This is a genomic window from Planktothricoides raciborskii GIHE-MW2 (genome assembly GCF_040564635.1).
Classification (GTDB): domain Bacteria; phylum Cyanobacteriota; class Cyanobacteriia; order Cyanobacteriales; family Laspinemataceae; genus Planktothricoides; species Planktothricoides raciborskii.
Map to the genome: position 1 here is coordinate 5112384 of NZ_CP159837.1, position 26182 is coordinate 5138565.

The following is a 26182-nucleotide window of genomic DNA, read 5'->3' on the forward strand; positions in this document are numbered from 1 at the left end:
AGAGAAACCCAGTAATATCAAGTCCGTGTATTCGCTGATTATTCACGTAGGGGCGTTCTCGCATTCGCCCCTACTGTCCCGAACCGCTTCCTTCCTTCGGAGCATGCGCCCTTGGAGCGCTATATGCGGGAATCCATCTTAATGAGAGAGGATTGTTTTTATAACCGATCAACCGGACTTGATATCATATACCAATTTCCCATCAGTCGTAAGCAAAGGGCAATGCCTTGTCCCTAATCGAATCGCCTACTCACCCCGTCCCACCATTTCCCCATTCTGACCCCAAAATTATCATCGGATTCAAACTATTATGAATTGGCGGCCAAGGACTATTTTAAAAATAAAATACATAAAAGTTTTCCCATTAATAAAATTCATCATTTTAGGCAAATCGACACCGTAGCCGTTGCCTTGCTCACCAACATACAGTAAAATATTGCTTGTAGTTTGTTGCCTCTTGCTTAATTAATTAACCTCTGTCTTTCAGCAAACTGAAAGAAACTAGAAATTATGACTCAAACCCATCGCCGCTATCACATTACAACCTTCGGCTGTCAAATGAACAAAGCTGACTCCGAGCGCATGGCTGGTATCTTAGAAGATATGGGCCTAGAGTTCGTTGAAGACCCCAACCAAGCGGACTTAATTCTCTACAATACCTGTACGATTCGGGATAACGCCGAACAGAAAGTTTATTCTTATTTAGGCCGACAAGCCAAGCGCAAGCAAGAACAACCGGATTTAACCTTAATTGTGGCCGGTTGTGTCGCCCAACAGGAAGGGGAAGCGCTGATGCGTCGGGTGCCAGAATTAGACTTGGTAATGGGGCCGCAACACGCGAACCGGCTGCAAGATTTGCTGGAAGATGTGTTTGCGGGCAATCAGGTGGTGGCCACGGAACCAATTCACATTATGGAAGATATCACTAAACCTCGCCGGGATAGTCGGGTGACGGCTTGGGTAAATGTGATTTATGGCTGCAATGAACGCTGCACTTATTGTGTGGTGCCGTCAGTGCGTGGGGTGGAACAGTCCCGCACCCCAGAAGCGATTCGCGCTGAAATGGAGGAATTAGGCCGCCAAGGTTATAAAGAAGTGACATTATTGGGGCAAAATATTGATGCTTACGGCAGAGATTTGCCGGGAACAAAACCCAATGGTTCTCATTTACATACCTTTACAGATTTGCTCTATTTTGTCCATGATGTGCCGGGAATTGAGCGGATTAGATTTGCTACCAGTCACCCGCGTTATTTTACCGAACGGTTAATTCGGGCTTGTGCAGAGTTGCCGAAAGTTTGTGAACATTTTCACATTCCTTTTCAGTCGGGAGATAATGATGTTCTTAAGGCAATGGCGCGGGGTTATACTCACGAGAAATATCGCCAAATTATTGATAAGATTCGCTATTATATCCCCGATGCGGCGATTAGTGCGGATGCGATCGTCGGTTTTCCTGGGGAGACTGAGGAACAGTTTGAAAATACTCTGAAATTAGTCGAAGATATTGGCTTTGACCAGTTAAATACTGCTGCCTATTCTCCCCGTCCAGGAACTCCCGCAGCCCTGTGGGAAAATCAATTAAGTGAAGAGGTGAAAAGCGATCGCCTCCAACGGTTGAATCACTTAGTGGGAACAAAAGCCGCAGAGCGATCGCAGCGATATATGGGACGCATTGAAGAAGTGCTCGTAGAAGACATAAATCCCAAACAACCCACTCAAGTCATGGGACGGACTCGTAGCAACCGGCTGACATTTTTTGACGGCGATATCAATCAACTCAAAGGTCATTTAATTAAAGTAAAAATTACGGAAGTGCGTCCCTTTAGTTTAACGGGTCAGCCAATTTAATTTTGTTAGTTGTTAGTTGTTAGTCGTTAGTCGTTAGTTGTTAGTTGTTAGTTGTTTGTTACTGGTTTTGCTATATAACTACCAACGAGCAACCAACAACTAACAACTAACAACTAATAACTATTCACTACAATATTCTGCGGTATTTTGCACCGATTTAATCGTCACTTCAGCCCCTTGTTTGACAATAAATTCACTAGCACCCACCTCGCTATCAACGCGACCCCAATCATAAGTATAGCCTAATCTTGTCCAAGGAAAACCATTTTCCTTATAAGAGGATGACATCAGATTTTCTATCCATTGTTTATGTTCTGGATCTACGGTTTCCGTAAACCCCAAATTACATTGGGTATCATCAATTTCTGGGTCGGGACAAGGGCGAAACATATCCGCAGGTTTTACCCACATTTCTACAAACTTAGTTTTACCATTATTTGCCGGTAAGCCTAAATATTGTTCTAATCTCAGGGTTAAATCACTGGGTGACATATTTAACTCTTGACAAAATTGCTGGACTTGGGGAACTGCCGTGACCCAAATTTCCCGGCTTAAAGTCATCGATGAATCGACTTTATTATCATAGCCATCCCATGATGTCCATGTAAGCACCAGAATTTTTTCTTCTTCTTCCTTAGCTTTCTTAACTAGCTTCGTATTTTCCGCTGATATCGGCCATAAATCTGTCAAAACTTCTGTTTTTTCCGCATTTTTGGCATCTTGAATTGCTTTTGAATAAGAACGTTTTAAAATAGTGTCAAATAACTCAGAATTTTTTTCCGCAGCGGCTTGTCTTTCCTGATTTTTATCATGTAAAACTTGCTCCTTGGGAGTAATCGGTTTGTTGCTTCCCAGCAAATATCCGAGCCAAAAGCTGAATAATATCCCCATAATTATTAAAAGCTGAATCGGTAACTTTTTATTCATATATTTGTCCAGGTGAATTAAGTAGTAAATTTTCTTTGTTTGGTGTTGATGTGTAAGGGTTAAGATTAGGGGTGATGCTATAAGCGATCGCTACAATTGTTGTACGAGTTGCTTTTGATACTCTTCTTCCGTCATCAAATCCCGCGTAGTTTCTACTCGGTCTATAAATAGCATTCCCTCAAGATGATCGAACTCATGTTGAAAAATTCTGGCCACAAATCCGGTTAATTCTTGTTTTTGTGGTTGGCCGTATTGGTCAATGTATGCGATTTCAGTGGTTTGATATCTGGGGACTAAGCCGCGAATTCCCGGAATACTCAAACAGCCTTCCCAACCTTTGACAATTTCAGCAGAATGGTCAATGATTTGAGGATTAATCATGGGCGTGGGTTCCATCAGCGGGGCGCTGGGATAACGCAGGGTAGGCCGCGATGCTACAATGATAATGCGGTGGGATTCAGACACTTGTGGTGCGGCGATTCCGACACCATTGGCGGGGGTCATCGTGGCAATTAAATCATCAATTAAATTTTGAATTTTGGCATCGTTAATTTGATTAATCGGTTGGGCAATTTGCCGCAAAATGGGATTACCTAATTGGGCGATAGTCAGCACTTGAGTCATAAGCTTGGTTGTTGGTTGGTTGTTGTTGGTTGTTGGTTGGTTGGGGAACGGGGAACAGTTAAAAGTGAAAAGTCGTAGGGGCTTTCTGGCCATTCGCCCGTACAAGTGAAAAGTCGTAGGGGCTTTCTGGCCATTCGCCCGTACAAGTGAAAAGTCGTAGGGGCTTTCTGGCCATTCGCCCGTACAAAAGAAGTATCACTATTCACTATTCACTATTCACTATTCACTATTCCCTATTCCCTATTCCCTATTCCCTGTTCCCTGTTCCCTGTTCCCTGTTCCCTGTTCACTATTCACTCTCTCCTGAAACTCCTCTGCCCCTCATCCCCTCATCTCCTCTGCTCCTCTGCCCCTCCGCTCCCCCGCACAAGAGATCCCCTACACCCTACACCCCACAGGGGCTTAATTGCTTTCCGAAGGAAGATTTCCGGGGGCAACATCTAGAGTGATGGTTTTGCCGTTGCGGTTGATTTCAATGGTTAATAAATCTCCTACTTCCGTTTGTTGAACAATTTCTTGGACGGTTTCTGATTTGGTGATTTCGCGATCGCCGATTTTTTGAATCACATCGCCGAGACGCATTCCGGCAGCGGCAGCGGGGGAATTGGGTACTACGCGCATGATTAAGACTCCTTGATCCACGGCGATCGCCATGTCACTGCTAGAATCTTGGTTGATATCTTCCTTGAGTTCCTTATTTAGGGTCATCATTTCAATTCCCAAAAACGGATGCTGGGCTTGACCCGTAGCAATAATTTGTTGGGCAATTTTCCGCGCTGCATTAATGGGAATAGCAAAACCCAGCCCTTGGGCTCCACTAATAATGGCCGTATTCATGCCAATCACTTGCCCTTGGGCATCAAGTAATGGGCCGCCAGAGTTGCCCGGATTAATCGCCGCATCGGTTTGAATAAAGCCGACGCGCTTATCTGGGACTCCCACTTCCCGACTCGATCGCCCGATCGCACTAATAATTCCGGCGGTTACAGTGTTATCCAGACCCAGAGGATTGCCGATCGCGATCGCCCATTCTCCGGGGTGCAAATGTTCCGAATCCCCCAAAGTCACCTTTGGCAAGTTAGTCTCTTCAATTTTCACCACCGCCACATCCGTCACCGCATCTTGCCCCAGGACTTTTCCATCAAAAATGCGGCCATCTTTGAGAATCACCTGCACCGTATCGGTGCCATTCACCACATGGGCATTAGTGAGAATTTGGCCATCATCACTAATAATAAAACCAGAGCCAGTACCCCGCTCAACTCGCTCTTGAGGTTCCGTAGGTATCCCAAAAAACCGACCAAAAAACGGATCGTTAAATGGTGCCGGGACTTGACTGCTGACCGTTCGCGCTGCATTAATTCGCACCACCGCCGCACCCACCCGATCCACTGCTTGCACAATAAAATTGGGTTCTATCGGATTAGCCAATAAATTTCCCTGTTCTGAGGATTCAGTTCTAGTGGATAAAGAAAACGGACGATTTGTTTCGGGAATCGTGGTTTCCTTGGATTCCCAGAAAAACCGGGAACTGGATAACGTTTGGTGAACCCCAAAACCCCCTCCTAACCCCATCAACAGCAGCAGGAGATATAGTGCTGATTGTTTCCACGAAAATTTGCCCCACAAGTTACGTTTTCCCGAACTATCCATGAAAATCCTAGCCAAATTTAAACAAAGGTGGTTTACTATTCGCCCCCAGACAATTTGATTTGCATCAGCGATCGCCATTCTCAATTAAGTTTACCGAACAAGCCGCCCTCCGCCTCTTCTCTGAGCCTAATTGTCTGAGCCTAATTGTTTTAGGCCGATTCAGAGCAAATTTGTAAAACTAGATTTCAATTATATAGTAGAAAAAATTTATACTTAAGTATGAGGGGGCAGATACCTAAGAGTGTTGCTAAGTCAGGATTACCTGATGAAACCGCTGAAAAATCAATGATGGCAAGTCCCCGGATAGATTAGAGCCATCTAATTGCCTTTGTGGGCTTTTGGTTATAGCCACTGCGATCGCCCCTGCCTTGATACTGATTTGTCACCCAGGGCATCCAGTCAGAATCCAGATCCGCTTGGGGTGCCAGCCCATTCGCTCATATTCATCTATCAGCGAGATTTTGTGTGGGGGATAAAATAATCCTTGAAGACTTGGATACTTGTCTTCTGTAATCTTAATTTTACGATATCGATTATTTCCAGACTTCTGTCAAGTCTAAAATAAAACCAGGTAAAACTTCCGCTCCTGACACACTATTCGGACAATCCAATACTTTCACCGCTTGATTGGGTTGATAAACTTCCACTTTTTTATGTTTGCGGTCAATCAAAAACCCTAAACGAGTTCCATTATCCAAATATTCTTGCATTTTCTCTTGCGGTGGCTTTAAATTATCAGCCGCAGAACGTAATTCCAGCACAAAATCGGGACATAAAGGGGCAAAACCTTCTTGTTGTTCTGCGGTTAGACTGTCCCATCTTTCCTGACTAACCCACGCAGCATCAGGAAAGCGATTTGCCCCATTTGGGAGATGAAATCCTGTGGAAGAATTAAACGCTTGACCTAATTTAGTTTGGCGATTCCACAGCCAAAGCTGTCCTTCAATATCTAAATTAAGATTGCCTGTAATACTTCCTGTTGGGGGCATAATCATCAGTTCTCCAGTCGCGGTTCTTTCTAACCGTAAATCTCGGTTAACTCTGGCTAATTGCTCAAATTGTTCTTGGGTTAATTGGAATTGATGGGGAATTCTTAAAGTAGCCATATTAGGAAGGATAAGAGAGAAAAGAGGGAATAGGGAATATAAAATAATAGGGAATATAAAATAGGGAATATAAAATAAAAAATTAAGTGATGATTATTTAACTGTTATAGGTAATTTGGCATTAGTAAATCAACCTTATTAATGCAAAATTACCTACAGATAGATCGAGGTTAATCTATCTTTTTCTCATGTTTGACGGAAATTACCGTATGGACATTACCACGGGGATTAAAATCGCCTTTGATGGTAATTTCTAACGGGTCACAAGCATCGACAAAATCATCGAGAATTTGATTGACGGATTCTTCGTGAGAAATATAGCGATCGCGGTATTGATTGATATACAACTTAATTGCCTTCAGTTCTACCACCTTTTGATCGGGAATGTAAGTAATATAAATAGTGGCAAAATCTGGATATCCTGAAAAAGGACATTTACAAGTAAACTCTGGTAAAGTTACTTGAATTTCATATCTTCGACCCACGCGAGGATTGGGGAAAGTAATCAATTGTCCTTCAAGAATCTCTCGTTCCCCGTACTTCATCTGGGGGTTGAAAAAATTTGCTTGACTCTCACCATTTTGAGATTGTGCTACTAACTCAGTTTCCATTTGCGAATGACTAATGCTCATCAATAACTCACCAATAAATGCTACATAATAGACAAAAGTGCCAACTTTCTTCGTTTATACCTGAGTATATACCTGAGTATATACCTGAGTAAAATTGGGGCAGGCATCGCCCTGAGAAATTGGCCTAACCATCCCGGTGCGTCACAGGTGCCACAACAAAACCGCATCAAAACGGCATTTTGTGGCAATTGCTTGACGAATCAGCCCTAGGATTGCTCTAATCGGAGACAAGAACGGACTCAGGGGGTATCGGTGACATCCTTAACACCAGTAATCTATCGTAATACTTCCATCTGCCATCTGGAGAAATAACCAGGTTACAATGGGGTACAGGAGGTCAGCAACTATAAAATTGACCCCTCAAATTTGGCTTTAATTCTGTCCTTAAACATACTCAGTCCTATGAAAAATGCTACTATTCCGGCTAACTCTACGCCACCAACCACTCAAACCTACTCTCCTTCTGTACCCATTTCTCTATATCGAGAAGTGATGGCAGAGTTGCAAACCACCCAAGCCCATTTAAACGCCCTGAAGCAAGAAAATCGCGAGTTAAACCAGGAAAATCAGCAACTCCGCCAAGAAATTGAAAATATTATTAATTCGGTGATGCATTTGCAGCAGGTGACAGGCATTTCTCCTCAAAGCATCAGTGCCAGTTTTGCGACTGCCACTTCAATGCCCCCAAGCATTTCTCCTGCTACCCCCCCAGAAGGCGATCGCCTCCCGTCGGCGGCTACCAACCCCATGAAAGCCAATATGAGCGCCAATAGTGCAGCGGCTGCCGTTGCTTCCTCGGCAATTCCCTTTGTCTCTCCATTTGCCACAGGTCAACCGGGCGGACTCAGCGATCGCCCAGAAGCCTTATTTACCGAACAGCCAGAACCCCGTCCGCGCCGAGTTGCCCGTTCCCCCAAGTCTTCAGAAGTCGGTGGACTGTGGCTATTTGTCTGCATCTTCTTGATTGTGGTTTCTGCGTTTGGGGTTGGCTTCTTCCTGATCCGCCCACTCATGCAACCGAATCAAGAGTGATTTGTGATTGGTCAAAAGGCTATTTGTTTGCCTCCGTCTGTACGGGGGCTGACCGTTGTTGGTTATTAGTTATTAATTATTAATTATTAATTATTAATTATTAATTATTAGTTCTTAGTTATTAGTTCTTACTGTTCGCCAACAACCAACAAAGAATCCCTACCCAACAACCAACAACCAACAAAGAATCCCTACCCAACAACCAACAACCAACAAAGAATCCCTACCCAAAGAATCCCTACCCAAAGAATCCCTACCCAAAGAATCCCTACCCAACAATCAACAACAATCAACAACAATCAACAACAATCATTTCATAATTGGACTACCATGATGATGGATCAAATACCATTTGCCCCCCATATATTCAAAAATATTAGTGGCCATAGATTGGGCTGCTAATTTCCGGCCTCGCACCACCTGAAATAAATTTTCAATCAGGACGATATAACCGAAATTTCCATTGAGTTCTACACTAATAATCTCGGTTTCAATTTCCAGATAATTGGTATTTTTAAATATTTGTGCCCAAGAGTTGCGAATATTCTCCCAACCTCGCAGGGCATTCCTCCCTGGGTGAATGCAAATCGTAGTTGCCCCGTGGGAGCAAATTTCCGCAAGAGTTTCCAGATTCTTTTTCTCAAAACACCGATAAAATGCCTCGTTTGCCGCCAAAAGTTCTTGCTGGTTACTCATAGTTAACTCTCCATAAGGACTGACGCTGATACATGAGAAGGAGCCATCAATGCCCGATAAATTGATTCATTGCTCAATTGCCCTTCAATTGCCGTTCACTTATCTAGGCTCGCGAAATTTGGTTTATAATCATCAGATATAATCATCAGATATAATCATCAGATATAATCATCAGATATAATCACCAGATATAATCACCAGATATAATCATCATATCTTGGCTGTGTAATTGTCGCCAAATCAAGCCCTAGCTGTTCACGTCTTTCCGTTTATGCAGAATTTTCATCCGATCGCGTCTAAATACGAAACCCTCAAAGCCCGTTTGTTAGAAATTAATGATATTACCTCAGCCGCAGGGCTGTTGTACTGGGATCAGGCGACTTATATGCCCCCTGGAGGGGCCACGGCTAGAGGTCGGCAAATAGCGACTTTGCGACAAATTGCTCATCAAAAGTTCACGGATCCTGCTTTGGGAGAACTCCTGGAAGATTTAAAATCTTATGAGGAGAGTCTGGAGTATGATTCAGACGCTGCGAGTTTAATTCGTGTCACCCGTCGCAAGTACCAGAAGGCAATACAAGTCCCGGAAGAATTTATGGCGCGAATGTCAAAACACCATTCCGCTACTTACGCAGTTTGGGCAAAAGCGCGGGCTGAAAATGATTTTCGGGCAGTTCAACCTTATTTAGAAAAAAATTTAGAGTTAAGCCAAGAAATGGCTAGTTTTTTCCCCGGTTATGAACATATTGCTGACCCGTTGATTGATTTTTATGATTATGGGATGACGGTGGCTCAATTACGTCCCCTGTTTACGGATTTAAAGTCAAAGTTAATCCATTTGGTGGAGGCGATCGCCTCTCAACCTCCCATAGACAATTCTTTTTTGCATCAGCATTTTCCTGAACATCAGCAACTTAATTTTACTCGGAAAGTTGTAACCAGTTTGGGTTATGATTTTAACCGAGGTCGTCAAGACAAAACTCTACATCCGTTTATGACCAAATTTTCCCTTGGGGATGTGCGGATCACTACTAGGGTGTATGAAAATGACTTTAGTCAAGCCCTATTTAGTAGTATCCATGAAACGGGTCATGCGCTTTATGAACAAGGAATTTGCCCCAGTTATGAAGGCAGTCCTCTCGCGAATGGCACCTCTGCGGGAATTCACGAAAGTCAGTCTCGGTTGTGGGAAAATACGATCGGTCGCAGTCGCGGTTTTTGGGGTTATTTCTATCCCCAATTACAAGGAGTTTTTCTCAACCAATTGAAGCATATCAGTGTCGATCAATTTTATCGCGGGATTAATAAAGTTGAGCGATCGCTGATTAGAACTGATGCCGATGAAGTGACTTATAATCTTCATGTGGCGATCCGCTTTGAATTGGAATTAGACTTATTAGCAGGTAAATTAACCATACAAGATTTACCCGAAGCTTGGAATCAACGCTATGAGTCTGATTTAGGGATTCGCCCCCAAGGCGATCGCGACGGAGTAATGCAAGATGTTCATTGGTATAGCGGTTTAATTGGTGGGCAATTTCAAGGGTACACTTTGGGCAATGCGATCGCCGCCCAAATTTATCAAACAGCCATCCGCCGCAACCCGGCAATCACAGTAGATATTGAACAAGGAAAATTCGATACTTTACATCAGTGGCTCAAAGAGAATATCTATCAACATGGTAGTAAATATACCCCCAATGAATTGCTGGAAAGAGTCACAGGTCAACCGCTGACCATTGAACCTTTTATTACATATATTTACCAAAAATATCATGGTCTATATGATTTAAACTCCTTTAACCTTGGTAAAGATATAGGGCAGGAAATTAATCATTAAGTAATGTGGTTCATGCTTTGGAAAAATCCAAGTATCTGTTTAGTAACCTATACGGGCAAGAATTATGACTTAATTGCCATGAATTCTGCCAAGTGATTAGCCGCACCTATCAAGAAATTGTTGGCACCTCCGATAGGGTCGGTCAATATGAATCTTACCAACGATTCACCATACCGGATTTGTATCATGTAATCGACGGCATCGATTTATTTTCTCCTAAATTTAATGTGGTGCCCCAGGGGTGAATGAAACCGTTTACTTTCCCTACACCCGCAGTGAAGATCGGGTAAAGTAATTTTTGTCCAACCCGCTTTGTTTGAAGCCTTCTGTTTAACTATTCTCGAAGCGATGATTTCTGGTTTCTGGAATTATACCTCTAAAGAAAACTGGGAAGATTTATTGCGGTATCTTGAGGTACTGTTTTATTTGATTTATAAGCAACGAGCCAAAAATCTTTTGCAAGAGCATTTGCAACGGTAAATCACTGACACAAATTGACAATTAGTAATTATCAATTCGTGATAGTCAATTATTTTACCCTAAACCCTACACCCTACAACACTCGTAAAAATATCTGGCTGAGGAAAAAAAATTCAAAAACTATCCGGATCTAATGCAACCCTGCCAGTAATCTACCATTACTCTTGAAGTTTTTTCAAGCTCCTTGAGTCAATCAACTACCTAGATATTTATTTCCACGAGTCTGGATTAACCAGGCTCGTTTTTTTGATCGTTTTAACCATAAAATAGTCAGGGAGGATTTATTCTCCCTGACTATTTTATGGAGCGAAATAATTTAGAGCAAAATTCAGATATAGCGGTTATTATTGTTCGGGAAGTACAGAGGTTGTCTGGATTCCCGCGCGGGAATGACAGGGTTTTTTTGTACTTCATAAATCTGACAAGTGCTGTATTATATGCGATCGGGATCTAAACCGAGTTCGCGCAATTTAGCCGCGAATTTTTCCGCCCGTTGGCGTTCTTGTTCCGCCCGTTGGCGTTCTTGTTCCGCCCGTTGGCGTTCTTGTTCCGCTTGTTCACTACTCCATAATAAGAGATTTCCGTCTCGATCCCACCATCTCAACCAGTTGATAGTTTGTCCCAGTCTTTCTCCGTGCCAAATTCCCAAAAATAACTCTAATTCGGGAATCCAATAGCGCCCATTTTCCAGCGCCGATATTAGATGATATTTTTCATTCTGCAAACAGCGGACTTCTAAACTGGTTTCATAAGGATCGTAGGTGATATAAGTGGGGACTTTAAGGATTTGCTCGTAAAAATAGAGCTTGCCATAGGGTGGAGTCGATCGCACCGAAAGTTCTCCACATTCATTATCTGAAAGAAATTCCATCACCACAGCCACCGGATCCCCTTCTAAATTAGGGGTATAACTGCGACGAATCACTCCAGCTTCTACGGGTTTAACTTGGGGAACATAGAGCCAGTCGGGGGCTTTAACAATGATTTTTTTGTTAATCGTGGCAACTAATCCAAAGTTAGAACCAATTAGCATTTGAGGTTGGATTAATCCTGCGGATCCCAAAGCATCAGTTAATGCTGCCGCGAGGATTGGTTGTTGAATATTCTCCACAGGATCGTCTGGTAAAATAAAGTCTGCCGGAAGTGCATTCCAAGTAACAGTTGGTTCTGTTTTTTGTTTGACAGGTTGAATTTGTAGAACCATTTTTGCTTATCCATCTTACGGCTTATATTATACTACAGTGGTTTTCAGGTTGGTAAACCACAAATATCCGTAAGGGCGAAGCATTCTGGTACAAAATTTTTTATTTTGTTCCAGAGATTATATGCGGTCATGCTTTGCCCCTACAAATATATGTGGTTTTCTCAGTAGAAAAACGCTGTAATATAGGATTTACGCATTCCCTTTATATATGGAAATTTGCGTAAGTCATATTGTAATTATAAATCATTTTTTTATGATATATATTTTTTCACATAAAAATATACATAATTTTCCTTGGATATTACGTTAATAACCCCCAAAAAAACATTAAAAATGCCACTTGGCTTGTGAGCCTGGGAAAGCCTTGTCGATTATTAATTTAGATTATTGTATGATTATTGACAAATCTTTGTGAATAAACGCGAAAGCGGTAATTGATTTTTAATTGATTTTTAATTGATTTTAGAGGGTATGTTTCTGGCCAACAGACTTTGGTATCCGATATCTAGATGGTTTATTTTATTGAATATAAAAAATGATAATTTTTTATGGAGACAAAAAAACATGGATTAATGCTGGTTGATTATTGAGTATTTTACTGTTTTTTAAATTAAAAAAAAATTTTTTAAGATAAATTTCAATTTTCATTACTATTTTTTGAGCCAATGATTAGATTAATCGTTGCGGCTAAAACCTCAGATTTTTTGGAGCCAATTAAAATTTTTGAACCATTGATAAGTTCGATTTGCACCCCGCGATTGCCACTAACATTATATGCCGTTCCTTTTGCTCCCAAGCGCACTCCCCAACCGCCATATTCTTGCAAAGGTTTATATTTAATCGCGGTACAATTTTGCATATTTTTAAAGTAAATTTTAATTGGAAAAAATAATAAAGGATAAAAGCTGATTACCAAGCCATCGCTTCTAATTTCAGTGACTAATTTTGTGACATAAAATACCCACGGTAAGCCGATGCCAAAAATTAGCCCAAATAGGATTAAAATAATATGGAGAACCCAATGGTCTTGCCAGTCAGAATCTAAGAAAAAAGGACTCAGTGCAGCCCAAAGCGCCGTTACGGATGTGCCAGTGAGTACGATCCAAATCCAAGGCTGACGGAATTGTTGCACTTCGCGAAATAATAAGGTGGCGCAATCCTTCTCTGTGATGCTCATTTCTTCGGCCATTGATGGCCATTCGAGTTTGTCCACGACTTTCTCCTCTACTCCCTGATCGAGTTGTTTTCAAGTTTTTAAGATGATGGTGGATACTCAGTTGGTTTGAGTCTTTCTAAAATCCGCTCAAAATCTCAGCAAAATCTCAGCAAAATCTGAAACCGGAAATTAGGTGACTGGGTATCTATGGTATTTATACCCTCAAGTCTATAGTATGCCCAATAGTATGCCCAAGATGTGCTCGACCGATCGCCCCTGAAAAGACCAGCGATCGCCCCTCCAGAGGATCAATTCTGCCCCCAGATAAGGGCGATCACCCCTCAAAATGTGGCGATCGGCAGATAATCAGGGGCATTTTTTGTTAAAATTTTATAGATTAGTCAACAAAAATTAACATTTTGGTCGAGAATGGGGGTCTGGTTGATAAAATCAACCCCATTAGGTAGTCTCAGCACCAGCCCCCCTTAATTTAAAACTTCAAAGATTAGATATGGCAAAACAGCGCGTGCTCTCCGGAGTTCAACCGACCGGAAATTTACATCTGGGTAACTATTTAGGAGCAATTCGCAATTGGGTTGAACAACAAAGCCAGTATGACAATTTCTTCTGTGTGGTGGATTTACACGCCATCACCGTACCCCATAATCCAGCAACTCTGGCAGAAGACACTTACACCATTGCTGCCCTGTATTTGGCTTGTGGCATTGATTTGGAGTATTCCACCATTTTTGTCCAGTCCCATGTATCTGCCCATAGCGAACTGGCATGGCTACTGAACTGTATCACCCCACTCAACTGGCTGCAAGACATGATCCAGTTTAAAGAGAAAGCATTGCGTCAAGGGGAAAATGTCAGTGCTGGTTTATTGAATTACCCGGTACTTATGGCCGCAGATATTTTATTGTATCAAGCGGATCGGGTGCCGGTGGGAGAAGACCAAAAGCAACATTTAGAACTCACTCGTGATATTGCGGTGCGGGTGAATCACCAATTTGGCAAGAAAAAAGAGCCTGTGCTGAAACTACCAACCCCCCTGATCCAAAAAGAAGGGGCAAGGGTGATGAGTTTGACTGATGGCAGGAGTAAAATGTCTAAGTCCGATCCGTCGGAAATGAGTCGGATTAATGTGCTGGATTCTCCAGAGGCGATCGCGAAAAAAATCAAGCGCTGTAAAACGGACATGGTAAAAGGGTTGTGGTTTGACGATCCCGAACGTCCCGAATGCAATAACCTGCTGACGATTTATTCTCTGTTGAGCGGCAAAACTAAGGAAGAAGTGGCCGCCGAATGTCAGGATATGGGCTGGGGTCAATTTAAACCGTTGCTCACAGAAACGACCATTGCTGCCCTACAACCGATTCAAGAAAAATATCACGCGGTCATGGATGACCGGGGTTATTTAGAATCGGTGTTACGAGAAGGCAGAGAAAAGGCAAGCGCGATCGCCAATCAAACTCTCCACCAAGTAAAAACTGCTCTGGGTTATTCCCATCCCCTGTAACTCCATTTTCAGTGGGAAACTGAGAAGAAAAGATATTAAACTAAAATAGAAGCCGGTGAAGTTTCAAGGTGAAGTTTCAACTGGCTTCTATTTTAGTTTTTCCTGGAAAAATTGTAACCCTTAAAACCCTTAAATCTTAATTATTATGACTGCACAAACCCCTGCCAATCTGTCCCAATCAGAACCAGCCGTCTCTCGGTTTGCGGCGGCAATTAAAGCCGGTGAATTTTTAATCACCGCAGAAGTAATGCCCCCGAAAGGAGGCGATCCGAAAGATATGTTAGAAATGGCTCAAGGTCTAAAAAATCGGGTTCATGCGGTGAATATCACTGACGGCAGTCGGGCAGTGGTGCGGATGTCTCCGGTGGTGGCATCGGCAATTTTATGGCAAAATGGCATTGAACCGATTTGTCAAATTGCCTGTCGCGATCGCAACCGAATTGGCTTACAAGCAGACCTGATGGGCGCCCATGCCCTCGGAATTCGCAACATTCTAGCACTCACTGGCGACCCCGTAAACGCAGGGGATCATCCAGACGCCAAAAGTGTGTTTGATTTAGAATCCGTGCGCCTATTAAAGCTGATTAATTCCCTCAATCAAGGCTTTGACTGGAACTATAATCCTTTAACCAACGGTCCGACCAATTTATTTGCCGGTGCCGCCGTCGATCCCCAGAGTAAAAGTTGGTCTGGTTTACAAAGTCGCTTTGAGAAAAAAGTTGAAGCCGGGGCGCAATTTTTCCAAAGTCAATTAATTTGTGATTTTGACCGACTGGACAAATTTATGCTTGAAATTGCTGCCGGAAGCAATAAACCAATTTTAGCCGGAATCTTCCTGTTAAAATCTGCCAAAAATGCGGCATTTATTAATCGTTGTGTCCCCGGAGTGAACATTCCTGATTCTATTATTAGTCGGTTGGCGAATGCCAAAAATCAACTGCGCGAAGGGATGTTAATTGCCGCCGAACAAGTGAAAATGGCCAGCCAAATTTGTCACGGAGTGCATCTGATGGCGGTAAAACGGGAGGATTTAATTCCAGAAATTCTCGATTTGGCGGGAATTTCACCGCTGTAGTGATAATAAGGCAGTCTTTCTAGGTAAGATAAATCTTATTTGCCATTGCACTAATCCGCCGTGGCTGAAGACCTGATCTGTTATGTAACCTTTTAACCACAAGGAACAGAAAATGACTATTGCCACAGAGAATGCTGCAACCATTGCCATTGTTATGCTGGCTTTCGGCATATTGGCTTGGGGATATAATCGAGCGAAACCGTTTGGCAAACTGGGCATCTTAGCTTGGCTGCAATCCGTTGTGCTGATGGCTCCCTGGTTGCTATTCTTTGGTTTATTTGCGATCGGGATTTATCTAAACCTGGCGGGAATTTTATTTTTAATTGTTGCATCGGCAGGTTTATATATTTACCTGGGAAAACAATTACGGGCCGCAGGTCAAGATGAAATCTTGCAACAACGAGCCGCCAAATTGCTTGCGGAAAAGCAACAAGAAGAAGAGCAAATGCGAGAACAAAAAGCGGATAAGTTCTCTTCTTTGCCAGATTCAGCTTTGGCCGATTCAGCAAATGCCCGCACTCCAGAAATGATGCGAATGCCTCTGGAAGATTTAAAACAAATCCAGGGCATTTTTGGCATTGATACCTTTTTTGCCACGGAAACCATTCCTTATCAAGAAGGAGTGATTTTTAAAGGCAATTTACGGGGAGAACTGGAGGCATCATACCAACATTTATCGGCATCATTGCAGGAACGGATGGGCGATCGCTACCGACTATTTTTTATTGCTAACCCAGAAGAAAAGCCGGTAGTGATTATCTTACCCAAGTCCAGCGAACCACAACCGGCGACCATTGCCCAAAAAGTTCTCTCGGTTGTTCTATTCATAGCCACCATTGCCACCACCTTAGAAACTGGCGGTTTATTTTTCGGGTTCGACTTTTTTAATAACCCCAGTCGATTCACCGAAATATTGCCGATCACATTAGGAATTTGGCTAATTTTACTCACCCATGAAATCGCCCACCAAGTGTTAGCCAAACGCCACAATGTGCGGTTATCTTGGCCGTTTTTCATTCCTACTTGGCAAATTGGCTCATTTGGTGCCTTCAACCGATTTGAGTCACTTTTACCCAACCGTCAGGTACTTTTTGATGTGGCATTTGCTGGCCCTGCGGCTGGTGGGCTGGTTTCTCTGGCGATGTTACTCATCGGTTTAATTCTCTCCCATGAAGGCAGTTTCTTTGAAATTCCTTCTGACTTTTTCCAAGGTTCAATATTAGTCGGCACCTTATCAAAAGTTGTCCTAGGAAATGCTTTACAACAGCCCGTTGTAGATGTTCATCCCCTGATGATTATGGGCTGGTTAGGCTTAGTGATTAACGCGATTAATTTAATGCCTGCGGGTCAGTTAGATGGGGGGCGAATTATGCAGGCAATTTATGGGCGAAAAATTGCGGGTCGGGCTACTTTGGCCACGATTTTGGTCTTGGGGCTTGCCTCATTTGTGAATCCTTTGGCGCTTTATTGGGCCGTGGTGATTCTAATTTTACAACGCAGTTTAGAACGTCCTTGTCTGAATGATTTGAAGGAAACCGATGATGCTCGCGCTGCATTAGGTTTGCTGGCGTTATTTCTGATGTTGGCCACCTTATTGCCTTTAACTCCCGGTTTAGCCGGTCGTCTGGGAATTGGTAGTTAAAAATTAGATGACTACCGAGAAACCGGGTTTCTTTCATGCTAAACCCGGTTTCTTTGGTTTATTTACTCGCCGTTCTTAAGTTAAACTGGTAATGTAAGAAATAAAGCGATCGTGAGGCGGCAATGGCTACACTTCAGATTGAAAATTTACCTGATGAACTATACTATCAAATTCAAGGTCTGGCCTCTGAAAAAAATTTTACTGTTAATGAGGCAGTCATTCATTTATTGCAGCAATCATTTCAGTCCGACAAGTTAATGGGCGATCGAGGAAAAGAGAGCCAACATATCTCAGAAATTTTACAAAATATTCGGAGTCGTCCCCGAGTTAACCCCAGGGATTTTGGACTCATGGATAGCACAGTTTTAATTCGCGAGGATCGCCAACGATGAGCAGTGTTATCAGATGCGTCATCGATGCAAATATTTGCATTAAACAATTCATTGCCGATCCATTGACGGCCAAAGTTAATCAACTTTTTGATCATCTTGAAAATCCATCGGTTGAGTTTTTTGTCCCCGATCTATTTTATATTGAGTGTGCCAATGTTCTTTGGAAATATGCCAGAGCTAAACTCTATACGGCTGAACAATTGCAGGCCGATTTAAGTGATTTGAAAGCTTTACCATTTAAAGTCATTTCTACCAAGGATTTAATGACTAAAGCGGTTCAAATTGGTTTGGACTATGGGAGCACAGCTTATGATGGCTGCTATGTGGCACTTTCACAACAAGTTAAAGCACCGTTGCTAACATTGGATGAGCGGTTAGTAAATTCCTTAATCGGCAGTAGTTTTGATGTAAGACTATTTACCAATTTCACAGTGCCAAAGACTTAGAAACCGGGTTTCTTAATGCCATCTTTGTCACCCAACCAAGAAACCGGGTTTCTAACCCGGTTTCTTTGGTTTATTTCCTCGCCGTTCTTAAGTTAAACTGGTAATGTAAGAAATAAATTTATTCTGGGATTGCAATGGCTACACTTCAGATTGAAAATTTACCCAGCGACTTCAAAAGAAATCTATCTGAGTTATTATCTCGTGTAGAACTTGGAGAAGAAATTATTATTTTAAATCAAGGGGTGGCGATCGCCAAATTAGTTTCCGTTCGTCCCTCATCCAATCGGCGAGCCAGTTTAGGGCAAGATCGAGGGAAATTTATCGTCCCAGAGGACTTTAATGAACCTTTGCTACCAGAGATTTTGGCAGCATTTGAGGGAGACGAAGGATGAAAATTTTATTGGATACTCAGTGCTGGTTATGGTGGTTTGCCCAACCTGAAAGATTAAACGAGCAAGCAATCGCACTGATTGCCGATGACAGCAATGAATTGTGGTTTTCGGTTGCAAGTATCTGGGAAATAGCTATCAAAGTGGCCAATGGAAAATTGCCGCTACCAGAACCGATTAATACCTACATTAATAGCCGCATAGCGTTGTTAGATATGCGAATACTAGAAATTAAAGCAGGTCATGGGTTACGATCCGCAGCTTTACCATTACATCATAAAGATCCCTTCGATCGCATCTTAATTGCTCAATCTCACATGGAGGATATGACCCTTTTGAGTGCCGATATAATGTTCAGAAAATACAGTGATATTTCTCTTGTTTGGGCTGCCAGTTAGCTCAGTTACTCAGAAACCAAAGAAACCGGGTTTCTTTAGACCATCTCTGTCACCCAACCTTCATGCGGATAGAAACCCGGTTTCTTGGTTTCTTTGCTTGGTTGGTTGATTGAGGGCAACAGAGAAACCGGGTTTCTTTAGACCATCTCTGTCACCCAACCTTTATGCTCATAGAAACCCGGTTTCTTGATTGGTAGGGTGCGTGTTTGCGGCGACAAACTTGAGATTTTTACCGAGATTTATAAATCCGCCGTAACGCACCAATATTTACCAAAAAAGGTGCGTTACGTCGGGAATGGAGATGGTTAATTGGAGGCATAAATTCACCCCCGACTAACGCACCCTACCAAAGACTACTAAGAAAAATTTATTAATCTTCTAGAAATCTTCTAGATATTTAACTTCGCGCTTTCTATTGCCAGCAGGAGACAGTCTGGCCAGTTCCGCTGCTTCCGAACCGTGTGGGTTATCTGAGTAACCAAACGAGAACCACAAGTCATGCCCTGCCTTAATCAATGTGTCAATCGACTTGCTGCCACGACCACTCAAGTGTTCTTTCAGTCTACGACGGATATTGTTTGATCGTCCAATATAGGCAACCATATCCCATGCGGTTTCATCATAGATTGCGTAAATCCCTCCCGCATCTGGTGCTGAATCGACATTGGAACTTGTGAATTGTCGTACTTCACCTTCTCTCATTTTTTCTCCTCATTCTTATCGAGTGAAAGGAACAGGCGCTAGTTGAAACACACTTATGGTGTGTAGCCTAATTTTTTCATCATTTCTTAGAAATAAAAGCTTTGTCTACCACAAAAATGTTCAATTTTGATCCGATATTTTAGTTTGAATTACTTCGTGTCATAGAGTTTTGTTGAGAAATGTTCAAAAAGGTATGAAATTGTTCCTAAATGTGAGCTATAATAGACAAAATTCTGCGATCGCCTTGAGTATATGAATCTTAAAGAAATGTTACATTTCGCCGATCGGATAGTCTTCGATCGCACCGGCAAACACCTCGACGACCTACAAGAAGCGGTACTGCGAGGCACGGTACAACGGAAGACATACAAAGAAATAGCCAAAAATTTTAATTGTTCGGAAAGCAGCGTTCGGAAAGTTGGCTCAGAGCTATGGCAGATACTTTCAGAGGAGTTAGACGAAGATATTAATAAATCAAATGTCCGATCGACCATACAGAGGTGGCAAATTTCTCATGTTACAAATTTTGCACAGGACGTTGTAGCAATTAGTAGTTTTAACACCTGCGGAGAAGCCAGACAACCACCAGATACACCCAACCAAAACCCACAAAATCAAGCAACATCTAACCCCCAACAAAGCCCAAGTTTCCATCACGATTTAAGTGAAATGCCCAAGTTAGGCAACTTCTACAATCGTACTGCTGAACTGGAACTACTCAAAAAGGAAATCCTCACAGAAAAAGCACAACTTTTAACCATTACTGGCATGATAGGGATGGGCAAAACCGCCCTGGGGATAAAACTTGTAGAAGAAATTAAACATCAATTTGAATATGTGATTTGGCGTAGCCTGGAAAGTTGCCCGACCCTTGCCCAATTGCCAAATAATTTAACCGAAATTTTTACCGAGGGGGATAATCAAACTTCACCGCTACCCCTGATGAACCTGATGAAATATTTACAAAATCATCGCTGTTTAATTATTTTAGATGATATCCATTACCTGTTTATGCGGGGAGAATTGGCCGGTCAGTATCAACCAAACTATGAGGATTATCGCAGTTTCTTTAAACAAATTAAAGAGCGATCGCATCAAAGTTGTTTTCTGCTAATTGGTTGGGAATACCCGCGAGAAATTGCTCAAATTAAACACCCAAATACCCCTAACCCCCGTCTTCACGGGGGCAGGCTTAATCTTGCAGGGTTAGACACTGCATCCGCTCACCAAATTATCGCCGAACAAGGATTAGAACCCGAAGCAAACGGCTCCCGATTCATTGACTATTATCAAGGCAACCCGTTATGGTTAAAAACTGTGGCGAATTTTATGGTTGAATTAGGCTTAACTGTGACTGAGGTGTTACAAAATCAGCCTTTATTATTTCCCCAAGATTTGAAAGATATTTTACAGCAACCGTTGGCTTACCTATCGGAACCAGAAAAGCAACTTTTATCCCTATTAGCTAAAAAAGATGAGGCGATCACCCTGGTCAAACTATTAGAAATTGCCCCGATGCCATCTTCCGATTTACTGGATATCCTACAATCTCTTTGCCGTCGTTCTTGGGTGGAAAAAACCGATCATCTTTATCGGATGTCACCTGTATTGAGACAGTACCTAGGATGATCGCTTCTACCCAGAAACCGGATTTATTGCCTAAATCTCTGTCACCCAACCTAGAAACCGGGTTTCTTAAAGAAACCCGGTTTCTAGCCCGGTTTTTATATTTGACTATCTACTAATTAATTTGCCATAATTGCGCTCGTTTTTGCTCAAATACCCGATTGAGAGTTACATTTTTTTCGCTTTGCAAGTGATTTATTAAAGCATCAGAAGCCGCAAACACAAATACGGTCTGCTTCAGGGACTGCACCGCTAAATTTGACCAATCTCCCTCGGATACTAATTGCAGTGTTACCTCTGGATTCAACAGATAACTCAACGAAAGAATATTCGTTTCCGAAGTATCGCTAATCACCAGGGGATGACTCCCTTGATTAATCACCTCAGCTATTCTTGGATAATATTTAGTTTCTGCCAGATTTTTATTCCACCAAGACTCAGCCTGAGAACTCACACTATTAGAAATAACTCCAGCGGAAATCAGTAAAACTGCTACAAACTGCCAGACTCTTTGCTGCCAAACTTTGGTAAATTGAGTCAGTTTAACCGCAAACAGATAAGCCATTGATAATTCCAGGGCTAAAGCACACGGAATTAAATAGCGAGTTCTGACCGATCGCTGTCCTCCGGTGATTAAATCTGGCAGTCCCAAAGTTAACGCGGTGATGCCAAATAAGGTAAAAACAAACCACCAAACTCGTTTGGTTGTCTGGCGATAAATAAAATAGAAAGAATAAGCCCCTAATAAGACTAAGATAATATTAGTTGTTCCCAAGTCCGCATCGTGAAAAAACCGATTTACGCTGCGAAACCACTTGCCCATTAACTCTTCAACGGGGATTTCACGGCCTAATGCTGTGGTAATACTGTCGAAATAGTGGGAGTTATTTTTATATTGGATAAATACCCAAATCCAAGGGGCAACAACCAAAAGTGCCGCCGCAGAAGCTACCAAATAATCTCGGACTATTTTATTTAGTTTTATCCCTTCGATCCCTAGGAGATAAATCCCATGCCCCAGGGCAATTAAGGCAAAAAATAAATGAGTATAACAGCCCAAAACTAGGGTTATTCCATAAATTGTCCAACTGCCAATACTTTTTTGGCGCATTGCCCGCAATAAAGCAGCACTAGAGAGTAAAATTATCACAATCCAGAGACTATATTGCCTTGCTTCTTGAGCATAAAGCACGTGAATTGGGGATACGGCAATGAGTGCGATGGCGAAGCCTCCCGGTGAGGGAATCGCCCCCCAAGAAACTAACGGTGCTGCAAATAATTCTTGACATAGCCAATACATTGCTGGAAATCCCAATAAACTGATGAATGCAGGCAAACTCCGCATAGATGTTACGGAACCGCCAAACATTTGCGCCCAAAATCTGGCCATCAGATAATAGAGTGGTGGATGTTCCGCTTTATCCATTAAAACTTGTAGGGTATCCCCTAACGTTTTGCTCTGGTTGGGTGACTGATAACGTTCTCTTAACTGACCAACAGTGATGGGGTGACTATTGTAAACTTCTTGGACAAATTCTATTTTAGAATAGCCAGAAATTCTCAATGAGGTGGCGGCTTCATCTTGCCAATAGACTTTGCGATCTAGATTCACAAAGCGAAAAAATATCCCTAGGATTAAGACGATCGCCAAGAATAGCTTAAACCCCTGATGGGGCGATCGCTTTGGGAGTAACTCTGGTAGTAATTTATTTCCCATACCTGTTGACTTTTGCCCGTGTCCTTTGTGCTTGGATGAGTTTTAATTTAAATCAATCATCAATCAATACACCACAAAGACACAAAGAACACAAAGGAGACAAAAAACAGGTGGTTGTTAAATGCCCACGGGTTTTAACCGGGGGCGATCACTTTTTTGATTTTTTCACCCTTGTGTAAAGTTTTGTGAAATCACCTGGGGGGAATTTCTGGTAAAAATACTTATGAAATCCCGGAAAAATTCGCCCAGATTTTCGCCCAGATTGATTTCAAAATACTCCCCAGGGAGTGCGAAGAGAGTGCGATCGCTCTCTTGTTTTCCTCTATAACCGGCGATCCCCTCCAGGATAGAGAAGCCGCTGTAACCGTGAAACCGCAAGGATTTGAAAGCAGCATCTAGCAGCAATTTTAGTTGATTTTTTAGTCAATTTTTTAGCGTTCATCGGATAAATTGTAAACATTTGTATCATTTACTTGCACTGAGAAAAAGTTGTGATAGATTGATAACAGAAGCAAGAAAGCTTCCCTGGCAGATCAAACAGTTACGTTCACTTACTAAAAAAAGAGGTTCATTCTGTTTAATCAAACATCTGTCTCGTTTAACAACAATAGCACCCTGACCGAGGGCTGATACTTCCTAAAGTGATTAATCGGCAGCAAATTCATTCAAGATCCTTGATTGAAAATCTGCGAATAAATTATAGCAATTACAGGAAGTCACTCAGTTTTTATGGCCTGGGTGCTATTGTCTTTTAGGGTTATTTTCAGGTTTTTTTAAAGAAAATCTTCAAGAGAATCAAGCAAACAAGTAAAATATAAAGTTTTGTATCATTTACTTGCATTAAGAAAAAGTTGTGATAGATTAATAACAGAAGCAAGAAAGCTTCCCTGGCAGATCAAACAGTTACGTTCACTTACTAAAAAAAGAGGTTCATTCTGTTTAATCAAACATCTGTCTCGTTTAACAACAATAGCACCCTGACCGAGGGCTGATACTTCCTAAAGTGATTAATCGGCAGCAAATTCATTCAAGTTTCTTGATTGAAAATCTGCGAATAAATTATAGCAATTACAGGAAGTCACTCAGTTGTTATGGCCTGGGTGCTCTTGTTTTGTGAGCAAAAATTAAACACCACAAATAATTACAGCGGTTTTCAGATTACTAAACCGCGAGCAGGCCTGTGCAATATTGTAGGGGCGAATGCGCTCGTCGCCCCTGCTGCCGGAATTCTTTGCCCCTACAACAATTTGTGGTTTACTCCACAGAAAAGCGCTGTAACGCGCAAATCCTTAAAGCACAAATAAAGCACAAATAAAGCACAAATAAAGCACAAATAATGAAAGCGCCGGCCAGTTTTTTAACACCTAACCCGCGCTCTTAACTTTTACGGTTGGCATGGGATAATTTAGGCTTGCAAGGCTGGGATTAGGTACTGAGTCAAGGTAAACGCATCAACACCGAGTTCAGTTCTTTCTTTAGCCGCTAAAATTCCCGCTTGTGCGTGCCACCAGACAGCAGTTTGAACTTGAGCGATTAGATTTTCCGGGTTGACTTGAGCGATCAGTCCGCCCATTAATCCGGTGAGGACATCACCACTGCCTCCTCTGGCAAGGGCTGGGGTACTGTCGGGGTTGATGTAGATGTTGCCATCCGGTTCCGCGATCGCCACTCTAGCGCCTTTCAACACCACGATCGCGCCACTCTGTTGGGCGGCGCTTTGGCCGGCGGCAATTCGATTGGATAAATCCATGATTAAATCAGGAAATAGACGCAGGAACTCGCCAGGATGAGGGGTCAAAATTGTCGGCGCCGATCGTTGGGGTAAGATTTGCCGAGGATCGATCTGGGCAAGAATATTTAACGCATCCGCATCGAGCAGCAAAGGCCGATCGCTGTCTAATATCTGTTTGACCAATAGCATGGGCTGCATGGTTAATCCCGGCCCACAGGCGATCGCCTGATAAGCACTGAAGTCTATCTCTGGGGGCAAATGGGCGATCGCGCCACTCTCGGTTTCGGGACAATCAATCACCAACGCTTCTGGCAGATGACGATTTAACAGCAGCTTGAGGGATTGGGGCACCACCATCGAAAGCATCCCCACCCCACTACCGCGAGCCCCCAGACCGGCCAAAATCGCTGCCCCCGTGTACTGCCGCGAACCACAAATTAACAACAAATGACCCAGCTTATACTTATGAACTGCTGGCGGACGGGGTAGGGGTAAACCGGATTTTGCTTGCTCGGTGACGATCCGGTGGACTTTTGAGAAATTGCCCAACACCGCTTCAATATCAGCCAAAGGCAAATCAAAATCAACTAACTCCACCTGACCGAGATACTCTAAGGCTTGGTCTTGGAGAAAAGCGAGTTTCCATAAACCTAGGCAAAAAGTGTGGGTAGCAGAAATGGCGGTGCCTAACACTGCCCCAGTATCCGTATGTAACCCGGAGGGAATATCAATACTGAGAATCGGTTTGCCCCAGGTATTCACAAGGGCGATCGCTGTGGCTACGGGGTCTTTAATTGCCCGTTCCAAACCAAACCCAAACAAGCCATCCACAAATAAAGCACAATTTTGGAGAAAGTCAATTTCTTGATAAATAGGTATGCCCAAACTCGCCGCATAATTTGCATGATGCTGGGTTAACTCCTTCAGCTTGGTAAACGGGCAATAAATGATGACTTCATAGCCCCGAAAATGTAACTCCCGTGCCACCACCAGGGCATCTCCGCCATTATGTCCCGGCCCGACTAATACCCCAACGGATAAAGTGTTGGCGGACTTAGGCAGGGGGTAAAGGGCTTGAATCCGACGAGCGACTAAGGTTGCCACTTTTTCCATTAATGCGGCCACGGGCATTCCCGCATCAAATACCCGGTTTTCAATCGCCCGCATCTGTTCGGCAGTGACGATAAATTGTTCAATTTCTGGTCGATTCATAATTTTTTGCTGATGGTTGATGGTTGATGGTTGATGGTTGTTAGTTATTGGTTGTTAGTTGTTGGTTGATGGTTGATGGTTGATGAACAAACAACAAACAACCAACAACCAACAACAAACCACCAATA

At 42.6% G+C, this 26182-nt stretch carries 24 protein-coding genes; 13 read left to right on the plus strand and 11 right to left on the minus strand.

Annotated features, from left to right (window positions below; translation table 11 throughout):
- Positions 1-510 precede the first annotated feature (510 nt).
- On the plus strand, positions 511-1851 hold the full coding sequence (gene miaB / locus ABWT76_RS21890; RefSeq protein WP_054465400.1) for a tRNA (N6-isopentenyl adenosine(37)-C2)-methylthiotransferase MiaB: 1341 nt from the start codon (positions 511-513) through the stop codon (positions 1849-1851).
- A 120-nt stretch (positions 1852-1971) separates the two neighbouring features.
- Here the strand turns inward: miaB and ABWT76_RS21895 are convergent, their stop codons facing one another.
- From ABWT76_RS21895 to queF, 5 genes are all read right to left on the minus strand, one after another.
- Positions 1972-2778 (minus strand): hypothetical protein, encoded by an 807-nt coding sequence (locus tag ABWT76_RS21895; RefSeq protein WP_054465399.1) that lies wholly within the window; start codon positions 2776-2778, stop codon positions 1972-1974.
- A gap of 90 nt (positions 2779-2868) precedes the next feature.
- Positions 2869-3402: a peptide deformylase gene (gene def / locus ABWT76_RS21900; protein WP_054465398.1), complete on the minus strand. Its 534-nt coding sequence runs from the start codon at positions 3400-3402 to the stop codon at positions 2869-2871.
- Positions 3403-3804: 402 nt separating this feature from the next.
- A complete protein-coding gene (locus ABWT76_RS21905) occupies positions 3805-5055 on the minus strand; it encodes an HhoA/HhoB/HtrA family serine endopeptidase (RefSeq protein WP_190877341.1) in 1251 nt (416 codons plus the stop codon).
- 533 nt (positions 5056-5588) lie between these two features.
- Positions 5589-6161: a Uma2 family endonuclease gene (locus tag ABWT76_RS21910; protein ID WP_354634955.1), complete on the minus strand. Its 573-nt coding sequence runs from the start codon at positions 6159-6161 to the stop codon at positions 5589-5591.
- A gap of 170 nt (positions 6162-6331) precedes the next feature.
- The gene (gene queF / locus ABWT76_RS21915; protein ID WP_197285241.1) at positions 6332-6706 is read right to left on the minus strand and encodes a preQ(1) synthase; all 375 of its coding nucleotides are present in this window, start codon (positions 6704-6706) and stop codon (positions 6332-6334) included.
- Positions 6707-7195: 489 nt separating this feature from the next.
- Here queF and ABWT76_RS21920 point away from each other — a divergent pair, with 489 nt between their 5' ends.
- Entirely contained in the window at positions 7196-7825 is a 630-nt protein-coding gene (locus ABWT76_RS21920; RefSeq protein ID WP_054465396.1) for a cell division protein ZapB, read from the plus strand.
- Between the two features lie 309 nt (positions 7826-8134).
- Here ABWT76_RS21920 and ABWT76_RS21925 read toward each other — a convergent pair whose 3' ends face one another.
- Positions 8135-8521 (minus strand): nuclear transport factor 2 family protein, encoded by a 387-nt coding sequence (locus ABWT76_RS21925; protein WP_054465395.1) that lies wholly within the window; start codon positions 8519-8521, stop codon positions 8135-8137.
- A gap of 271 nt (positions 8522-8792) precedes the next feature.
- Here ABWT76_RS21925 and ABWT76_RS21930 point away from each other — a divergent pair, with 271 nt between their 5' ends.
- From ABWT76_RS21930 to ABWT76_RS21940, 3 genes are all read left to right on the plus strand, one after another.
- On the plus strand, positions 8793-10361 hold the full coding sequence (locus ABWT76_RS21930) for a carboxypeptidase M32 (protein ID WP_054465394.1): 1569 nt from the start codon (positions 8793-8795) through the stop codon (positions 10359-10361).
- A gap of 92 nt (positions 10362-10453) precedes the next feature.
- Positions 10454-10606 (plus strand): hypothetical protein, encoded by a 153-nt coding sequence (locus ABWT76_RS21935; RefSeq protein ID WP_354634956.1) that lies wholly within the window; start codon positions 10454-10456, stop codon positions 10604-10606.
- A 67-nt stretch (positions 10607-10673) separates the two neighbouring features.
- Positions 10674-10841 (plus strand): hypothetical protein, encoded by a 168-nt coding sequence (locus ABWT76_RS21940; RefSeq protein ID WP_354634957.1) that lies wholly within the window; start codon positions 10674-10676, stop codon positions 10839-10841.
- Between the two features lie 433 nt (positions 10842-11274).
- Here ABWT76_RS21940 and ABWT76_RS21945 read toward each other — a convergent pair whose 3' ends face one another.
- On the minus strand, positions 11275-12045 hold the full coding sequence (locus tag ABWT76_RS21945) for a Uma2 family endonuclease (protein WP_054465393.1): 771 nt from the start codon (positions 12043-12045) through the stop codon (positions 11275-11277).
- 637 nt (positions 12046-12682) lie between these two features.
- Complete coding sequence (locus ABWT76_RS21950; RefSeq protein ID WP_354634958.1) at positions 12683-13258, minus strand: DUF6141 family protein; 576 nt, start codon at positions 13256-13258, stop codon at positions 12683-12685.
- Between the two features lie 454 nt (positions 13259-13712).
- Between ABWT76_RS21950 and trpS the strand changes: the two genes are divergently transcribed.
- The 7 genes from trpS to ABWT76_RS21985 all read left to right on the plus strand — a co-directional run bounded on the left by trpS (position 13713) and on the right by ABWT76_RS21985 (position 19065).
- Positions 13713-14723, plus strand: coding sequence for a tryptophan--tRNA ligase (trpS, locus tag ABWT76_RS21955; RefSeq protein ID WP_054465391.1), 1011 nt, complete (start codon positions 13713-13715; stop codon positions 14721-14723).
- Between the two features lie 145 nt (positions 14724-14868).
- On the plus strand, positions 14869-15798 hold the full coding sequence (locus ABWT76_RS21960) for a methylenetetrahydrofolate reductase (RefSeq protein WP_190877337.1): 930 nt from the start codon (positions 14869-14871) through the stop codon (positions 15796-15798).
- Between the two features lie 112 nt (positions 15799-15910).
- A complete protein-coding gene (locus ABWT76_RS21965; RefSeq protein ID WP_190877335.1) occupies positions 15911-17440 on the plus strand; it encodes a site-2 protease family protein in 1530 nt (509 codons plus the stop codon).
- 122 nt (positions 17441-17562) lie between these two features.
- Complete coding sequence (locus ABWT76_RS21970; protein ID WP_054465388.1) at positions 17563-17832, plus strand: hypothetical protein; 270 nt, start codon at positions 17563-17565, stop codon at positions 17830-17832.
- A complete protein-coding gene (locus ABWT76_RS21975; RefSeq protein WP_354634960.1) occupies positions 17829-18278 on the plus strand; it encodes a type II toxin-antitoxin system VapC family toxin in 450 nt (149 codons plus the stop codon). Before ABWT76_RS21970 ends, ABWT76_RS21975 begins: the two co-directional genes overlap by 4 nt.
- 134 nt (positions 18279-18412) lie before the next feature.
- Positions 18413-18670: a type II toxin-antitoxin system Phd/YefM family antitoxin gene (locus tag ABWT76_RS21980; protein ID WP_054465386.1), complete on the plus strand. Its 258-nt coding sequence runs from the start codon at positions 18413-18415 to the stop codon at positions 18668-18670.
- Positions 18667-19065 carry a type II toxin-antitoxin system VapC family toxin gene (locus tag ABWT76_RS21985; protein ID WP_054465384.1) on the plus strand — a complete coding sequence of 133 codons (399 nt, stop codon included), beginning with the start codon at positions 18667-18669 and terminating at the stop codon, positions 19063-19065. The genes ABWT76_RS21980 and ABWT76_RS21985 overlap by 4 nt, the downstream gene beginning before the upstream one ends.
- Positions 19066-19443: 378 nt before the next feature.
- Here the strand turns inward: ABWT76_RS21985 and ABWT76_RS21990 are convergent, their stop codons facing one another.
- On the minus strand, positions 19444-19767 hold the full coding sequence (locus tag ABWT76_RS21990) for a GIY-YIG nuclease family protein (protein ID WP_354634961.1): 324 nt from the start codon (positions 19765-19767) through the stop codon (positions 19444-19446).
- 252 nt (positions 19768-20019) lie between these two features.
- Here ABWT76_RS21990 and ABWT76_RS21995 point away from each other — a divergent pair, with 252 nt between their 5' ends.
- Entirely contained in the window at positions 20020-21396 is a 1377-nt protein-coding gene (locus tag ABWT76_RS21995; protein ID WP_354634962.1) for an NB-ARC domain-containing protein, read from the plus strand.
- A 112-nt stretch (positions 21397-21508) separates the two neighbouring features.
- On the opposite strand, the gene ABWT76_RS22000 is transcribed toward ABWT76_RS21995, so the two are convergent.
- Positions 21509-23110, minus strand: a complete 1602-nt coding sequence (locus ABWT76_RS22000) for a glycosyltransferase family 39 protein (RefSeq protein WP_354634963.1) — start codon at positions 23108-23110, stop codon at positions 21509-21511.
- A gap of 1405 nt (positions 23111-24515) precedes the next feature.
- A complete protein-coding gene (locus tag ABWT76_RS22005) occupies positions 24516-26054 on the minus strand; it encodes a bifunctional ADP-dependent NAD(P)H-hydrate dehydratase/NAD(P)H-hydrate epimerase (RefSeq protein WP_054465372.1) in 1539 nt (512 codons plus the stop codon).
- Positions 26055-26182: the final 128 nt, after the last annotated feature.

Excerpts from the sequence above, each read along its gene's own strand:
- queF (WP_197285241.1), bottom strand. The coding sequence starts at position 6,706 with ATGAAGTACGGGGAACGAGAGATTCTTGAAGGACAATTGATTACTTTC.
- ABWT76_RS21895 (WP_054465399.1), bottom strand. The coding sequence starts at position 2,778 with ATGAATAAAAAGTTACCGATTCAGCTTTTAATAATTATGGGGATATTA.
- ABWT76_RS21970 (WP_054465388.1), top strand. The coding sequence starts at position 17,563 with ATGGCTACACTTCAGATTGAAAATTTACCTGATGAACTATACTATCAA.
- def (WP_054465398.1), bottom strand. The coding sequence starts at position 3,402 with ATGACTCAAGTGCTGACTATCGCCCAATTAGGTAATCCCATTTTGCGG.
- ABWT76_RS22000 (WP_354634963.1), bottom strand. The coding sequence starts at position 23,110 with ATGGGAAATAAATTACTACCAGAGTTACTCCCAAAGCGATCGCCCCAT.
- ABWT76_RS21945 (WP_054465393.1), bottom strand. The coding sequence starts at position 12,045 with ATGGTTCTACAAATTCAACCTGTCAAACAAAAAACAGAACCAACTGTT.
- miaB (WP_054465400.1), top strand. The coding sequence starts at position 511 with ATGACTCAAACCCATCGCCGCTATCACATTACAACCTTCGGCTGTCAA.
- ABWT76_RS21990 (WP_354634961.1), bottom strand. The coding sequence starts at position 19,767 with ATGAGAGAAGGTGAAGTACGACAATTCACAAGTTCCAATGTCGATTCA.
- ABWT76_RS21920 (WP_054465396.1), top strand. The coding sequence starts at position 7,196 with ATGAAAAATGCTACTATTCCGGCTAACTCTACGCCACCAACCACTCAA.
- ABWT76_RS21980 (WP_054465386.1), top strand. The coding sequence starts at position 18,413 with ATGGCTACACTTCAGATTGAAAATTTACCCAGCGACTTCAAAAGAAAT.
- ABWT76_RS22005 (WP_054465372.1), bottom strand. The coding sequence starts at position 26,054 with ATGAATCGACCAGAAATTGAACAATTTATCGTCACTGCCGAACAGATG.
- ABWT76_RS21985 (WP_054465384.1), top strand. The coding sequence starts at position 18,667 with ATGAAAATTTTATTGGATACTCAGTGCTGGTTATGGTGGTTTGCCCAA.
- ABWT76_RS21905 (WP_190877341.1), bottom strand. The coding sequence starts at position 5,055 with ATGGATAGTTCGGGAAAACGTAACTTGTGGGGCAAATTTTCGTGGAAA.
- ABWT76_RS21975 (WP_354634960.1), top strand. The coding sequence starts at position 17,829 with ATGAGCAGTGTTATCAGATGCGTCATCGATGCAAATATTTGCATTAAA.
- trpS (WP_054465391.1), top strand. The coding sequence starts at position 13,713 with ATGGCAAAACAGCGCGTGCTCTCCGGAGTTCAACCGACCGGAAATTTA.
- ABWT76_RS21960 (WP_190877337.1), top strand. The coding sequence starts at position 14,869 with ATGACTGCACAAACCCCTGCCAATCTGTCCCAATCAGAACCAGCCGTC.
- ABWT76_RS21930 (WP_054465394.1), top strand. The coding sequence starts at position 8,793 with ATGCAGAATTTTCATCCGATCGCGTCTAAATACGAAACCCTCAAAGCC.
- ABWT76_RS21925 (WP_054465395.1), bottom strand. The coding sequence starts at position 8,521 with ATGAGTAACCAGCAAGAACTTTTGGCGGCAAACGAGGCATTTTATCGG.
- ABWT76_RS21995 (WP_354634962.1), top strand. The coding sequence starts at position 20,020 with ATGAATCTTAAAGAAATGTTACATTTCGCCGATCGGATAGTCTTCGAT.
- ABWT76_RS21965 (WP_190877335.1), top strand. The coding sequence starts at position 15,911 with ATGACTATTGCCACAGAGAATGCTGCAACCATTGCCATTGTTATGCTG.
- ABWT76_RS21910 (WP_354634955.1), bottom strand. The coding sequence starts at position 6,161 with ATGGCTACTTTAAGAATTCCCCATCAATTCCAATTAACCCAAGAACAA.